Genomic DNA, 1,375 nt, shown 5'->3' on the forward strand with positions numbered 1-1,375 from the left:
CCATCAGCATCAGGCTGACGGTGCAGTTGCCGCCGATGTAGTTCCTGGTGCCCGCGTCCAGTTGCTGGTCGATCACCTTGCGGTTGACCGGGTCCAGCACGATCACCGCGTCATCCTGCATGCGCAGGCTGGAAGCGGCGTCGATCCAGTAACCCTGCCAGCCGGCTTCGCGCAGCTTGGGGAAGACTTCGCTGGTGTAGTCGCCACCCTGGCAGGTCAGAATGACGTCGAGGGTCTTCAGTTCTTCAATGTTGTAGGCGTCCTTGAGCGGAGCAATGTCCTTGCCCACGGACGGCCCTTGACCACCTACATTGGAGGTGGTGAAAAACACCGGCTCAATAAGATCGAAATCCTGCTCTTCCAGCATCCGCTGCATGAGCACGGAACCGACCATACCGCGCCAACCGATCAGACCTACACGTTTCATCGCAACTACACCTTGTTCAAAAGTGGGCCGCCTTGCAGCAACATCTGCAAGCGGGCCCGAGAGATTACAGATTCCGCAGCGCGGCGACTACTGCGTCGCCCATTTCTTGCGTACCGACCTTGGTGCAACCCTGGGACCAGATGTCGCCAGTGCGCAGGCCCTGGTCGAGCACCAGGCTCACGGCCTGCTCGATGGCATCCGCGGCGTCGGTCAGGTTGAAGCTGTAACGCAGCATCATCGACACCGACAAAATGGTCGCCAACGGGTTGGCAATGCCCTGCCCGGCGATGTCCGGCGCCGAACCGTGGCACGGCTCGTACATGCCCTTGTTGTTGGCATCCAGGGACGCCGACGGCAGCATGCCGATGGAACCGGTAAGCATCGAGGCCTGGTCGGACAGGATGTCGCCGAACAGGTTGTCGGTGACGATCACGTCGAACTGCTTCGGTGCACGCACCAGCTGCATGGCGGCGTTGTCGACGTACATGTGGCTCAGCTCGACGTCCGGGTAGTCCTTGGCGACTTCCTCGACGATTTCACGCCACAGCTGGCTGGACGCCAATACGTTGGCCTTGTCCACCGAGCAGACCTTCTTGCCACGCACACGGGCCATGTCGAAACCGACACGGGCGATACGGCGGATTTCACTCTCGCTGTACGGCAGGGTGTCGTAGGCCTGACGCTCGCCATTTTCCAACTCGCGCACGCCCCGTGGCGAGCCGAAGTAGATACCGCCGGTCAGTTCGCGGACGATCAGGATGTCCAGGCCGGCGACGATTTCCGGCTTCAGGCTGGAAGCGTCCGCCAGTTGCGGGTAAAGGATCGCCGGGCGCAGGTTGCCGAACAGGCCCAGTTGCGCACGGATCTTCAGCAGGCCGCGCTCAGGGCGGATGTCACGTTCGATCTTGTCCCATTTCGGGCCACCCACGGCGCCCAGCAGCACAGCGT

Annotated in this window: 2 protein-coding genes; both read right to left on the minus strand. The window is 61.8% G+C overall.

Going from position 1 to position 1,375, the window contains the following annotated elements; all coding sequences use genetic code 11:
* On the minus strand, positions 1-427 hold a 427-nt coding region (locus tag HX846_RS32340; protein ID WP_178966963.1), incomplete at its 3' end, for an aspartate-semialdehyde dehydrogenase.
* Positions 428-491: 64 nt separating this feature from the next.
* On the minus strand, positions 492-1,375 hold an 884-nt coding region (gene leuB / locus HX846_RS32345), incomplete at its 5' end, for a 3-isopropylmalate dehydrogenase (RefSeq protein WP_178966964.1).

The sequence above is a fragment of the Pseudomonas sp. K5002 genome, assembly GCF_013386655.1.
GTDB lineage: Bacteria > Pseudomonadota > Gammaproteobacteria > Pseudomonadales > Pseudomonadaceae > Aquipseudomonas.